The sequence below is a fragment of the Cellulomonas sp. NTE-D12 genome, assembly GCF_027923705.1.
GTDB lineage: Bacteria > Actinomycetota > Actinomycetes > Actinomycetales > Cellulomonadaceae > Cellulomonas.
The window spans coordinates 1,444,692-1,456,724 of record NZ_AP026442.1; the positions used below are offsets into that span (position 1 = coordinate 1,444,692).

The 12,033-nt window shown below is 72.4% G+C and carries 12 protein-coding genes; 7 read left to right on the forward strand and 5 right to left on the reverse strand.

Translation table 11 applies throughout. The features are described from left to right. Positions 1–114: 114 nt before the first annotated feature. Positions 115–843, reverse strand: a complete 729-nt coding sequence (locus QMF98_RS06685; RefSeq protein WP_337975230.1) for an EAL domain-containing protein — start codon at positions 841–843, stop codon at positions 115–117. 192 nt (positions 844–1,035) lie between these two features. Between QMF98_RS06685 and QMF98_RS06690 the strand changes: the two genes are divergently transcribed. Both QMF98_RS06690 and QMF98_RS06695 read left to right on the forward strand, forming a co-directional pair. Beyond that, positions 1,036–1,164 carry a hypothetical protein gene (locus QMF98_RS06690; RefSeq protein ID WP_263730224.1) on the forward strand — a complete coding sequence of 43 codons (129 nt, stop codon included), beginning with the start codon at positions 1,036–1,038 and terminating at the stop codon, positions 1,162–1,164. A 104-nt stretch (positions 1,165–1,268) separates the two neighbouring features. Then, entirely contained in the window at positions 1,269–2,588 is a 1,320-nt protein-coding gene (locus QMF98_RS06695) for a helix-turn-helix domain-containing protein (RefSeq protein WP_337975231.1), read from the forward strand. Positions 2,589–2,812: 224 nt separating this feature from the next. Here QMF98_RS06695 and rpsT read toward each other — a convergent pair whose 3' ends face one another. After that, positions 2,813–3,073: a 30S ribosomal protein S20 gene (rpsT, locus tag QMF98_RS06700; protein ID WP_291762142.1), complete on the reverse strand. Its 261-nt coding sequence runs from the start codon at positions 3,071–3,073 to the stop codon at positions 2,813–2,815. A 186-nt stretch (positions 3,074–3,259) separates the two neighbouring features. Further along, a complete protein-coding gene (locus QMF98_RS06705; RefSeq protein WP_337975232.1) occupies positions 3,260–3,796 on the reverse strand; it encodes a type II toxin-antitoxin system PemK/MazF family toxin in 537 nt (178 codons plus the stop codon). A gap of 79 nt (positions 3,797–3,875) precedes the next feature. Here QMF98_RS06705 and QMF98_RS06710 point away from each other — a divergent pair, with 79 nt between their 5' ends. The 5 genes from QMF98_RS06710 to hemW all read left to right on the forward strand — a co-directional run bounded on the left by QMF98_RS06710 (position 3,876) and on the right by hemW (position 10,406). Next, the gene (locus QMF98_RS06710) at positions 3,876–5,453 is read left to right on the forward strand and encodes a circularly permuted type 2 ATP-grasp protein (RefSeq protein WP_337975233.1); all 1,578 of its coding nucleotides are present in this window, start codon (positions 3,876–3,878) and stop codon (positions 5,451–5,453) included. Then, positions 5,447–6,376 carry an alpha-E domain-containing protein gene (locus QMF98_RS06715; RefSeq protein ID WP_337975234.1) on the forward strand — a complete coding sequence of 310 codons (930 nt, stop codon included), beginning with the start codon at positions 5,447–5,449 and terminating at the stop codon, positions 6,374–6,376. Before QMF98_RS06710 ends, QMF98_RS06715 begins: the two co-directional genes overlap by 7 nt. Continuing rightward, on the forward strand, positions 6,373–7,209 hold the full coding sequence (locus QMF98_RS06720; RefSeq protein WP_337975235.1) for a transglutaminase family protein: 837 nt from the start codon (positions 6,373–6,375) through the stop codon (positions 7,207–7,209). The genes QMF98_RS06715 and QMF98_RS06720 overlap by 4 nt, the downstream gene beginning before the upstream one ends. 78 nt (positions 7,210–7,287) lie before the next feature. After that, positions 7,288–9,171 (forward strand): translation elongation factor 4, encoded by a 1,884-nt coding sequence (gene lepA, locus QMF98_RS06725; RefSeq protein WP_337975236.1) that lies wholly within the window; start codon positions 7,288–7,290, stop codon positions 9,169–9,171. Further along, positions 9,168–10,406 (forward strand): radical SAM family heme chaperone HemW, encoded by a 1,239-nt coding sequence (gene hemW / locus QMF98_RS06730; RefSeq protein ID WP_337975237.1) that lies wholly within the window; start codon positions 9,168–9,170, stop codon positions 10,404–10,406. The genes lepA and hemW overlap by 4 nt, the downstream gene beginning before the upstream one ends. 127 nt (positions 10,407–10,533) lie before the next feature. On the opposite strand, the gene QMF98_RS06735 is transcribed toward hemW, so the two are convergent. After that, positions 10,534–11,013 (reverse strand): DUF4870 domain-containing protein, encoded by a 480-nt coding sequence (locus tag QMF98_RS06735; RefSeq protein ID WP_337975238.1) that lies wholly within the window; start codon positions 11,011–11,013, stop codon positions 10,534–10,536. 134 nt (positions 11,014–11,147) lie between these two features. Next, positions 11,148–12,005 (reverse strand): DUF3097 domain-containing protein, encoded by an 858-nt coding sequence (locus tag QMF98_RS06740; RefSeq protein WP_337975239.1) that lies wholly within the window; start codon positions 12,003–12,005, stop codon positions 11,148–11,150. Positions 12,006–12,033: the final 28 nt, after the last annotated feature.

A 12,033-nucleotide genomic window follows, 5' to 3' on the forward strand; every position in this document is an offset into this window, starting at 1 on the left:
GATCGTGACGGCGCATCGCCCGTTCGGCGCAGCCGACCATGACGCGACACTGCTCCGCTGCGGGTCAGCTGGGGACGCCGCAGGCGCCCCGGGACGGTGCGGGGGACCGACGGCTCAGGGCACGACGGGCCGCGCGTCGGCCCGGTCGAGCACGCCCGCGCGCTCGAGCAGATTGCCCTGGAAGAGGTTCACGCCGAGCTCGCGCGCGTGCTGCAGCTGGTCCGGTCGTTCCACGTACTCGCCCACGACGAGCGCGCCGTACGACCGGGCGGCGCGGACGACGGGCCGGCCTTCCACGTCGAGGTCACGGACGTCGATCTTGACGAAGTCGACGAGCGGCAGCAGCTGACGTTCGCTGGGAACGTTGGTGAAGTTCGGGAGCGCGATCCGGAAACCCTGGGCGCGCAGGCGCCGGATCCCGCCGATGACGGCCGGGTCCACCGAGTCGCTCACCTCGATGACCAGCCGGTCCGGGCGGTGCGGCACCCGCAGCTCGCCGACCAGGTAGGCGCGTGGGCACCGGACGAACAGCAGCCGTCCCTGAGCGACGTCCTCCAGGTCGGCACGGCCGAACGTCGCGTCCAGGACGTGCGCGGTCGCCTCTTCGTGCTGCCGAGCGCTCCACGCGGAGGGGTTCTCCAGACGGTGCCCCGGTGACCGGAACGAGAGCTGGTAGGCAAAGGCCCGTCCGTGCTCGGTGAAGATGCCCTGCCGTGCGACGAGCACCGGCGCGCGTGCGACGTGCCGGTCCCACTCCAGTCGCAGCTGAGGCGGGATCGCCTCGTCCACCGCGGCGCCCAGCCGGGACAGGCTGTCGTCGCTCTCGGGCGTCATGCGGTTCATGACACCACATGTGTGCCCCAGGCACGCAGTTCGGCGGGGGTGGATTTTGGGGCGAGGCGATGCGGCCTTTGTGACGGTCCGTCGTTCCCGTGCCGACACGCCCCGAAACGTACCGAGAAGTAGGGACATCGTGCGGTCCAGGTGTGATGATGGGAATGACCGCACGCACAACCATCATGACAGGAGCCCGTCATGTCCCGCGCCGCCAAAACCCTCACCGCCGCCCTCGCCCTCGTCGCCCTGCTCGGCCTGAGCGCGCCCCAGGTCGCGCCCGGTTCGTCGACCGCCGGCGGCGCGATCGGCTGCTGCAAGACCTACTGAGCGTTCGTGCCGGCCGGGGCGGTTGTGACCCCATGCCGCCCCGGCCGGAATTGACCCGCTGTTGAAGGCGTCACCTACCGAGGTCACAGGTAGAGTGACTTGGTATGACGACCATCGCTGACCGTGTGCGGGAGGCGCGACTGGCTGCGGGCCTGTCCCAGACCGCCCTCGCCGGCAACGCGTTCTCGCCCAGCTACATCTCGCTCATCGAGTCCGGGCACCGGGAGCCGACAGATGCTGCGCTCACGGTCCTCGCCGAGCGCCTGGGCAGCACGCTCGAGTACCTCAAGCACGGAGAAGAGGGCCCCAACGAGGCCCGGATCCGCTTGGAGCTCAGCTACGCCAGGCTCGACGTCACCACGGGGGACACCGAGGCGGCGCGCCGTCGCCTCGAGGCGCTCGACCTCGCGGTCGTCACGCCTGCGCTGCGTGTCGAGGTGCTGTCGGAGCTCGCTCGCACCCACGAGCTGCTCGGTGACCTCGAGGCGGCCGTCGAGATCCTCGAGCCGCTCCACGCCGACGAGCGCGTCCGGGGGCACCACCTCGAGGCGGCCAAGCTCGCCAACGCCCTTGTCGTCTCCTACCTCGAGGGTGGCGACCTGCACCGGAGCGTGGAGGTCGGAGAGGCCGCGCTGGAGGACCTGGTCCAGCAGGACCTGGTCGGCACCGACGAGCACCTGCGCCTGGGTTCGACGGTCCTGTGGTCCTACGTCGAACGTGGTGACCTGCTGTTCGCCACCCATCGAGCCGCCGAGCTGATCCAGCTCGCTGAGTCGCTCGGCTCACCGCGCGGCCGCGGGTCGGTGTACTGGAACGCGGCGCTGGTCGCCGAGGAGCGGCGGGACTACGTGCTGGCCCAGCAGTACACGGAGCGGGCGCTCGCCCTGCTGTCCGAGGGCGAGCCGGACCGCGACCTCCCCCGGCTCCGGCTGAACTACGCGTGGCTCCTGCTGCGCTCGGACCCCCCGGAGCCGGCGGCGGCCCTGCAGCACATCCGCGGTGCGGCGCGCGACCTCGAGGTGCTCGGGTCCACCGTCGAGCTCGCGGCGATGGACGTCGAGACGGCGCGGGCGCACCTGCTGCTCGGAGATCCCGAGCTGGCGGAAGAGCGGGCCCGGCACGCGATCGAGCGCCTCGGCGCCGCGCCGCGCCTCGAGTCCGCAGTGGCGCACCTCGCGCTGGGCGACGCGCTCCACGCCCTTGGTCGCACCGAGGAAGCGGCCGGGGCCTACCAGTGGGCTGCCGACGTCCTCGGCATGATGTCCGCCTCCCGACAGTCTGCGGCTGCGTGGCGGGACCTGGGGGACCGCTACCGGGCGCACGGCGATTCGGCTGCCGCCGCCCAGGCCTACGACCGTGCACTCGCGGAAGCGGGCTTCCGCAGCACCGTGCCTGTCGGCGGTTGGCAGGTCTGGGCGCGCTGAGGAGAGGTGCCGGCGGCCGGTCGCCAGGAGGGCGGTGACCGGCCGGCGGCTTCACCCGCGGCTGCGGGCACCGGCTCGCCGGCGATGGCCGCCGGGCTCGGGCACGACTGAGGGCGTCACCCCGCGGGGTGACGCCCTCAGTCGTCGTGCGAAGCGGTGCCCTGCCGGGCTACCTCACGGAACTGCGGCCGAACGGCTTGGCGGCGCGGTGCGCGCCGCCGCTGTCAGAGGCCGTTGACCGACTTCGCGAGGGCCGACTTCTTGTTGGCGGCCTGGTTGGCGTGGATGACGCCCTTGGAGACGGCCTTGTCGAGCTTGCGGGACGCGGTGACCAGCGCCTCGCCGGCCTTCGCCTTGTCGCCGCCGGCGACAGCCTCGCGGACGCGCCGGACGTAGGTCTTCAGCTCGGACTTCACGGCCTTGTTCCGCATCCGCGCCTTCTCGTTGGTGCGGATGCGCTTGATCTGAGACTTGATGTTTGCCACGTGTGGACTCTCTGGTGTTCGCCGAAGCGGTCTGACAGGTCGTGAGGGCGGTCCGGCTCCGGGACCGAGGCGGTGGGGACGCCCGTGCGGAGGAGCTGGACCAAGCAGCGCAGACGTGCCGTGCAGGTGGTCGGTGAGGTGGATCCCGCCGACGCAGGCCCGCCGGGCACGCGAGCGACCATGCTATCAGGCCGGGCGGTCGGCCATCGCGCGCGTGACCAGGTCGAACGTCGCACGCGGAAGCACGGCGCCCTCGCGACGCACCGCTGCCGGGTCGATCCGCAGCACGCGGTCGAGGCGTACCTCGCTCGGCCGGCGGCGTGGGTCCCAGGGCCCGGTGCCGAGGTCCAGCCACACCTGGCCGTGACGGTCGGCACGCACGCCGCCCGCCTGGCCGGCAGGGACGTGGTCCTTGCTCGTCAGCATCAGTCCCAGCAGCCACGGTCCGTCGCGGCCCACGAGCAGGGTGGGCCGGTCCTTGCCCTGGCTGGGGTCCTCCTCGAAGGGCACCCAGGTCCAGACGATCTCGCCGGGGTCCGGTGCACCGTCGAGGTCAGGGGAGTAGGCCGGACGCACGGTCCCCTGGAAGTCGGGGAGCGCCCGGTGACGAGCGAGCGACGGGGCCGACGCAGCGCCCGCGGCCGTGCGTGGGGCTGAGGTCGGCACGGGACTCCCCGACGGTCGCCACCGGTCGAGGAGGGTGCGCCACCAGCTGCCGGCCATGGTGGGCAACGGTAGCGGTCGGTCGTCACACGTAACACGGCGTAACGCAGCCGAGACATCGCGCTCCTAGCCTCCCGGCATGGCGGACCTGTTCGACGGCTATCCCACCGGGAGGGCGTGGGACGAGATGCTCGGTCCCGACGGGACCGTGCTGACCGCGTACCAGCAGGTGCACGCGGCGGTCGCGCGGCTCACCGCCGACGAGCTGCGCGCCCGAGCCGACGGCCTCGCGCGGTCGTACCTCAAGCAGGGCGTCACCTTCGACTACGCCGGTGAGGAGCGGCCCTTCCCGGTGGACGTGGTGCCCCGCGTGCTGACGGAGGACGAGTGGGACCACGTCGCCCCCGGGGTCGCCCAGCGCGTGCGCGCCCTCGAGGCGTTCCTGGCGGACGTGTACGGACCCCAGCGGGCGGTCGCGGACGGCGTCGTGCCGCGTTCGGTCATCGTGTCGTCGCACCACTTCTGCCGGGCGGCCCACGGCATCGAGCCGCCCAACGGGGTCCGGGTGCACGTCTCGGGCATCGACCTGGTTCGTGACGGGCACGGCGGATGGCGCGTGCTGGAGGACAACGTCCGCGTGCCCAGCGGCGTGAGCTACGTGCTGGCCAACCGACGGTCCATGGTGCAGACGTTCCCGGAGCTGTTCGCGACGCTGCGCATCCGCCCCGTCGCCGACTACCCGCGCCGGCTGCACGCCGCGCTGACCGCTGCCGCGCCCGCCGGGGTCGACGAACCGACGGTCGTCGTCCTCACCCCGGGGGTGCACAACAGCGCGTACTTCGAGCACACGTTGCTCGCACGGATGATGGGCGTCGAGCTCGTCGAGGGCAGGGACCTGTTCTGCGCGGGCGGTCGCGTCTGGATGCGCACCACGCAGGGCCGTCGTCGGGTGGACGTGATCTACCGGCGGGTGGACGACGACTTCCTCGACCCGGTGGTGTTCCGTTCGGACTCCGTGCTGGGCTGCCCTGGGCTGCTGGCGTGCGCGCGCAGCGGGACGGTGACCCTGGCCAACGCCGTCGGCAACGGCGTGGCCGACGACAAGCTCGTCTACACGTTCGTCCCCGACCTGATCCGGTACTTCCTGCGTGAGGAACCGATCCTGGCGAACGTCGACACGTGGCGGCTCGAGGAGCCGGGTGCGCTCGAGGAGGTGCTGGACCGGCTGGACGAGTTGGTGGTCAAGCCGGTCGACGGGTCGGGCGGGAAGGGCATCGTCGTCGGACCCACCGCGAGCAGCGCCGAGCTGGCCGCGTTGCGTGACCGGCTCCTGGCCGACCCTCGCGGGTGGATCGCCCAGCCGGTCGTCCAGCTGTCCACCGTCCCGACCCTGGTGGAGGAGGGGCTCCGGCCGCGGCACGTGGACCTGCGGCCGTTCGCCGTCAACGACGGCGAGCACGTCTCGGTGCTGCCGGGTGGGCTCACCCGGGTGGCGCTGCCGGAGGGCCAGCTGGTCGTCAACTCCTCCCAGGGCGGCGGCTCGAAGGACACGTGGGTGCTCGGTCGGATGGCACGCCGAGGTCCCGCCGCACCGCACACGCCGCCGCAGGCCGTCGCGAAGGATGCCTCGGTGCCGATCGACGCGGGTCCGGAGGACCTGCGCGGTCAGCAGATGCAGCAGCAGCAGGCCCGGACGACCGGCGGTGCACCGTGCTGAGCCGCATCGCCGAGGCGCTGTTCTGGATCGGCCGCTACGTCGAACGTGCCGACGACACCGCCCGCCTGCTCGACGTGCACGTGCAGCTGCTCGCGGAGGACCCGTGGGCCGAGGAGGACCTGGCGTGCCGGTCGCTGCTCTCGGTGATGGACCGGCCGGTGCCGGCGCCCGACGTGGAGGTCGGCCGGGAGCAGGTGCTGGCCGTGCTGGCCTACGAGCGGTGGTCCGCCTCGTCCGTCACGGGCGCGGTCGTCGCCGCCCGGGAGAACGCACGGCGTGTGCGGGAGATCATCTCCACCGAGCTGTGGGAGTGCCTGAACGCGACCTGGAGCGTCCTGCCCGCCATGACGACGAGCACCGGTCCCCACGAGTTCTTCACCTGGGTGCGGGAGCGGTCCGCGATGGTGGCAGGCATCGTCGACTCGGCCCTGTCCCGCGACGAGACGTGGCAGTTCCTGGTGCTGGGGCGGTCGATCGAACGGGCGGACATGACGGCTCGGCTGCTGACCACCCGGGCGCTCGCCGGCTCGACGGGGCCGAGCTGGACCGCGCTGCTGCGGTCCTGCGGGGCGTACGAGGCGTTCCTCCGTACCTATCGGGGGGCGGCGTCCGACGAGCGGATGGCGGGGTTCCTGCTGCGGGACCGGCTGTTCCCGCGCTCCGTGGTGCACGCGCTCGAGCAGGCGGACGTCTGCCTGGCGGGTCTCGAACCCGTCGTGGACCGGTCGACGGTCGAGGACGCCCGGCGGCACGTGGGCCAGGTGCGCGCAGCGCTGGAGTTCAGCAGGCTCGGTGACCTGGTGGACGACCTGCCCGGCCAGATGGCCCTCGTACAACGCGGTTGCTCGGCCGCGTCCGACGCCGTGCGGGCACGCTACTTCCCGACGCCGCTGGTCACCACGTGGGTGGGGGAGGCGCTGTGAGCCGCCTGCGCATCGTGCACACGACGACGTTCCGCTACCCCCAACCGGTGGCCGTCTCGCACAACGAGGCCCGGATGACACCTGTGGACGAGCCGGGTCAGCGGGTGCTCTCGACGCGTCTGGACGTGCAGCCGAGCACCTGGTCGACGACGTTCCGGGACTACTGGGGGACGGCTGTGACCGCCTTCGAGGTGGTGACGCCGCACACCACCCTGAGCATCACCGCCGAGCACGTCGTCGAGGTGGGTGGGCGACCGGACGTCGTCCCGGTCGACTGGGACGTCGTCCGCTCCGGGCAGGTGCGCGACAGGTACGCCGAGCACCTCGCCGACCCGCCGAGCACGCAGGTCCCGGACGAGGTCGTCGCCCTCGCCGTGTCCGCGGCCGCCGGTCTCGCGCCCGATGCCGCGGCCCGGGCCGTCTGCGCGGCCGTGCACGATGCGATGGAGTACGTCCCGGGCGTCACCACCGTGCACACACCTGCGGCCGAGGCATGGGCCGCACGCACGGGCGTCTGCCAGGACCTGACCCACCTGGCGCTGGGCGCGCTGCACGCGATCGGGCTGCCGGCGCGGTACGTGTCCGGATATCTGCAGCCCAAGGCCGACGGCCTGACGGGACAGCCGGTGACCGGGGAGTCGCACGCGTGGCTCGAGTGCTGGGTGGGGGCCTGGCTCGCCCTGGACCCGACGAACCTGGGCGTCGTGGCGGACCAGCACGTGGTCCTGGCACGTGGTCGCTCGTACGAGGACGTGCCGCCCCTGCGCGGCATCTACGCCGGGCCGGCGGCGCAGGAGCTGAGCGTGCAGGTGCAGGTGACGCGCCAGGCCTGAGGTCGTCGTGTGAGGGCCTCACGCGGCATGGGACGATGAGGGGCCCCCGCCCTCCCGTCGTCCGGAGCCCGACCGCCCGTGTCACCGATCCCGAGCACCGCCGCCGCGGCCCGCATCCGCCCCGCGGCGACCCCGCCGGAGCTGCTGCGCAACTTCTGCATCATCGCGCACATCGACCACGGCAAGTCCACGCTGGCCGACCGGATGCTGCAGCTGACCGGCGTGGTGGACGCGCGGGCGATGCGCGCGCAGTACCTCGACCGGATGGACATCGAGCGCGAGCGCGGCATCACCATCAAGTCGCAGGCCGTCCGGATGCCGTGGGAGAAGGACGGCACCCCGTACGCCCTGAACATGATCGACACGCCGGGGCACGTGGACTTCACGTACGAGGTGTCGCGGTCGCTGGCCGCCTGCGAGGGAGCGGTGCTGCTGGTCGACGCCGCCCAGGGCATCGAGGCGCAGACGCTCGCCAACCTGTACCTGGCGCTCGAGAACGACCTGGCGATCATCCCGGTGCTCAACAAGATCGACCTGCCGGCGGCACAGCCGGAGAAGTACGCCGAGGAGCTCGCTCATCTGATCGGCGGACAGCCCGAGGACTGCCTGCGGGTCTCCGGAAAGACCGGTGAGGGCGTGCGCGAGCTGCTCGACCGGATCGTCGAGCAGGTGCCGCACCCCGAGGGTGACGCCGCCGCTCCGGCGCGGGCGATGATCTTCGACTCCGTGTACGACACCTACCGCGGGGTCGTGACGTACGTCCGCGTCGTCGACGGGCACCTGGACCCGCGCGAGCGCATCGCGATGATGTCCACCCGAGCGACGCACGAGCTGCTCGAGATCGGCGTGATCTCCCCGGAACCCGTTCCGACCAAGGGCCTCGGCGTCGGTGAGGTCGGCTACCTGATCACCGGCGTGAAGGACGTCCGCCAGTCCAAGGTGGGCGACACGGTGACCAACGCCGCGCGGCCGGCGAGCGAGTCGCTCGGCGAGTACCGCGACCCCAAGCCGATGGTGTTCTCCGGGCTGTACCCGCTCGACGGGACGGACTACCCGAACCTGCGCGACGCCCTCGACAAGCTGAAGCTGAACGACGCGGCCCTGCACTACGAGCCCGAGACCTCCGTCGCGCTCGGGTTCGGCTTCCGGGTCGGGTTCCTCGGGCTGCTGCACCTGGAGATCGTCCGGGAGCGGCTGGAGCGGGAGTTCGACCTCGAGCTGATCTCCACGGCACCGAACGTCGAGTACGACGTGACGATGGAGGACCGGACCGAGATCCGGGTGACCAACCCGAGCGAGTTCCCCGGCGGCAAGATCCGCGAGGTGCGCGAGCCGGTGGTCACGTCGACCGTGCTGGCCCCCAGCGAGTTCGTCGGCACGATCATGGAGCTGTGCCAGTCGCGACGTGGCGAGCTGCTGGGCATGGACTACCTGTCGGAGGACCGGGTCGAGCTGCGCTACCGCCTTCCCCTGGCGGAGATCGTCTTCGACTTCTTCGACGCGTTGAAGTCCCGGACTCGCGGGTACGCGAGCCTGGACTACGAGCCCGCCGGTGAGCAGGCGGCCGACCTGGTGAAGGTGGACATCCTCCTGCAGGGCGAGCAGGTGGACGCGTTCAGCGCGATCGTGCACAAGGACAAGGCGTACGCGTACGGCGTCGCGATGGCGTCCAAGCTGCGGGAGCTGATCCCTCGCCAGCAGTTCGAGGTGCCCATCCAGGCGGCGATCGGCTCCCGGGTGATCGCCCGCGAGACCATCCGCGCGATGCGCAAGGACGTGCTGGCCAAGTGCTACGGCGGTGACATCACCCGCAAGCGCAAGCTGCTGGAGAAGCAGAAGGAGGGCAAGAAGCGGATGAAGACGATCGGTCGGGTCGACGTGCCGCAGGAGGCCTTCATCGCGGCGCTGTCCTCCGAGGCGGCACCGTCGACCGCCAAGGACAAGGACGCGAAGCGCAAGTGAGCCCGGCGCTGCCGGACGGCGACCCGGCACCCGAGGACGGCGCGCTCCCGGCGTCGGCCGCCGTCGGCGCGGAGGACCGCCGGTTCGGGGTGTACCTGCACGTGCCGTTCTGCACGGTGCGGTGCGGGTACTGCGACTTCAACACGTACACCTCCGCCGAGCTCGGCGGGGGTGCCAGCCAGGTGGCGTACGCCCGGACGGCGGTCGACGAGATCCGTCTGGCGGCGCAGGTGCTCCACGACGCCGGCCTCCCGTCGCGGACCGTGTCGACCGTCTTCGTGGGTGGTGGCACGCCGACCGTCCTGCCCGTGGCCGACCTCGGGACGATGCTCGGCGCCGTCCGGGACGGCTGGGGCCTCGCCGAGGGCGCCGAGGTGACCACCGAGGCGAACCCGGACTCGGTGGACGCCCGGTCGCTCCTGGCGTTGGCGGAGGCGGGGTACACGCGAGTGTCCTTCGGGATGCAGTCCGCGGTGCCGCACGTGCTGGCCACCCTCGACCGGACGCACGACCCGAGGCGGATCCCGGAGGTGGTGCGCTGGGCGCGCGACGCCGGGCTGCGGGTGTCGCTCGACCTCATCTACGGCACGCCCGGGGAGTCGGTCGACGACTGGCGCCGGTCCCTGGACGCGGCCCTCGCCACCGGGGTCGACCACGTGTCGGCGTACGCCCTGGTGGTGGAACCTGGCACCCGCATGGGGTCTCAGGTGCGTCGCGGTGAGCTGCCGATGCCCGACGAGGACGACCAGGCGACGAAGTACGAGCTGGCCGACTCCGCCTTCGAGGCCGCCGGCCTGCACTGGTACGAGGTGAGCAACTGGGCCCGCGGGCCGCAGGACGCCAGTCGGCACAACCTCGCCTACTGGCGCGGCGACGACTGGTGGGGCGTCGGGCCCGGCGCCCACTCCCACGTGGGCGGGGTCCGGTGGTGGAACGTCAAGCACCCGCGGGCGTACGCGGACCGGCTGGCTGCCGGACGCTCACCCGCGGCCGGTCGCGAGGTGCTGGACGAGGACACCCGCGCGATGGAGCGGGTCCTGCTGCGCGTGCGGCTCGCCGAGGGTCTGGCCGTGGACGAGCTCTCGACGACGGCACGCAGGCGCGTGGCCGAACTGGTGGCGGACGGTCTGGTCGACCCGGTGGCGGCGCTGGGAGGCGCGGGTGCGCGGCGCCTGGTGCTCACGCTGCGCGGGCGGCTCCTGGCCGATGCGGTGGTGCGCACCCTCGTCGCCTGACGGCATGGCGCCGCTCGCGGCGGCCCGTCGATCGGGCACGAGGCGCTCCGGACGCGACGGAGGCCGGCGCCCGCGGGCACCGGCCTCCGTGTGGTCCCGGCTGACCGCGACGGTCAGCCTGCACGGCTCACTTGATGATGCGCCAGTTGAACGGGTACCGGTACAGCTCACCCTTGTTCGCGGCGACGGCGCCCATGATCCCGAAGATGATGGTCGCCAGCCATGCGAGGGCCAGGATCAGGCCGCCGATGAGGACCACCGTGAGGATGCCACCGACGATGTAGGCGATCAGGATCAGGATCTGGAAGTTGAGGGCCTCCTTCGCCTGGTCGTTCACGAATCCGCTTCGCTCGCGGAACACCAGCCAGACGACCAGCGGCGCGATGAAGCCGAGGACGATGCCGCCGACGTGCGCCAGGGTCGCCCAGAGCCGCTCGTCGCTCGGGCTGAGCGGCGCCGCGTAGACCGGCTGCCCGTAGACGGGCGGCGTCTGGCCGTAGCCAGGGGGCGGAGCCTGGTAGGCGGGGGGCGTCTGGGGCGGGGTGGGGGAGTCCGGCGGCGGGTAGGCCCCGGGATCCGGGGTGCCCTCGGGAGGGTTCGTGGTCATGGTTCCAGCTCTCTCATCGGGGGTCGCCAGCCGCGTCGGGCGCGGCCTTGCGCCGACAGTAGCGCCGCGCACAGCCGGGGTGGAGGTGCTGGCAGGGCGGTTTTCGACCAGTTCGTCGCCGTTGCGCGAGCCGGTCAGCAGGTGACGAAGTCGATGAGCTCCTCGACGCGTCCCAGCAGGCTCGGCTCAAGGTCCGCGTACGACCGCACCGTCCACAGGATGCGTTGCCAGGCGCGTGCGACGTCCGCCTGGTCGTCGGCCGGCCAGCCGAGCTCGCGCAGGATGCCGAGCTTCCACTCGGTCCCCCGCTCGATCGTCGGCCACCGGTCGAGACCCACGCGCTCCGGTCGGACCGCCTGCCACACGTCCACATAGGGGTGGCCGAGCACCAGCACGCTCCCGGGTGGACCGCACCGCCTCGCCTCGACGGCGATCCGCTCCTCCTTCGAACCGGCGACGAGGTGATCGACCAGCACCCCGACCCGACGGTCCGGACCTGGGGCGAAGCTCCGCAGGTGGTCCACCAGGTTGTCGACCCCGTCGAGCAGCTCGACCACCACGCCCTCGATGCGCAGGTCGTCGCCCCACACCTTCTCGACCAGCTCGGCGTCGTGCCGGCCCTCGACCCAGATCCGGCTCGCGCGCGCGACACGCGCGGGGGCGCCCGCGACGGCACGCGAGCCGGATGCCGTGCGAGCCGGTGCCGCCGGCGCCCGTCGGCCCACCGGTGCGGTGAGGACCACCGGTTCACCGTCGACCCAGAAGCCGGGCCCCAGCCCGAAGGTGCGGGTGCGGCCGCGGCGGTCCTCCAGCACGACGACGTGCTGGCCACCCGACTTCTCCACCCGAACCACCGCGCCGACCCAGCCCGTCTCGACGTCCTCGACCACGAGCCCCGGCTCCGCCGGGCACGGCCGCGCGCGGGGCGCGGCTCGGTGGGGGACGGCCTGGGTCCCGGCCAGCACGTCGCGGCCGTAGCGGTCCTCGGTCACCCGGGCACTGTAGGGGCACGACGACGGC